Annotated in this window: 1 protein-coding gene; it reads right to left on the reverse strand. The window is 54.3% G+C overall.

Annotated features, from left to right (window positions below; translation table 11 throughout):
• Nucleotides 1-92: 92 nt before the first annotated feature.
• Complete coding sequence (locus tag AC07E3_RS21470) at nucleotides 93-464, reverse strand: hypothetical protein (RefSeq protein WP_478364774.1); 372 nt, start codon at nucleotides 462-464, stop codon at nucleotides 93-95.
• Between the last annotated feature and the right edge of the window lie 114 nt (nucleotides 465-578).

Genomic DNA, 578 nt, shown 5'->3' on the forward strand with positions numbered 1-578 from the left:
GCGCTTGAACTCATCACTGAAATTGCTGGTCCCCATCATGGCCTCCTTGCCTCAAATTTAGGGAAGAAGGCGTCCACAAATCTAGGGGCTATTCAGTAATCGCGCAGGGCGTGCCCCACGGTATAAACCAAGCCGATGGGGCAATAGATCAACTGGTCATTGTAGCGAACGATATGACGTGAGATTGCATTGCCGGCAACGGACGCAGAGGCAAACCACAGCTCCGCTTCACGAACCGCTTGTTCGAAGCTCAAACCGGGATTGCAACCGGTTTTCATGATGCCGAGAGACGTTTCGTGGTACAGACCGTTCTTGGCCCGATAGCGCGCCTTCCACACGGTGCTGGTTCCGGCTTTCCGTAGAATTCCCACGTGTCTGCCCAGGCCAAGCTCATACCAGTAGATGGCTTTTCTCGGAGGGAGAGATTCTCTGAGTTTTTGCGATGTCAGGTCGTATTTCGCCATTACCATGGATCCTTCGTGCTGGCCTGCTGCCGGTTTTTCGGACACGAGGTTAAGCTAACATAGCTCGCTCCTCGAACTCCACGGGGCTCAGATAGCCCAGTGTCGAGTGCCTGC

Source organism: Nitratireductor lacus (assembly GCF_056431025.1).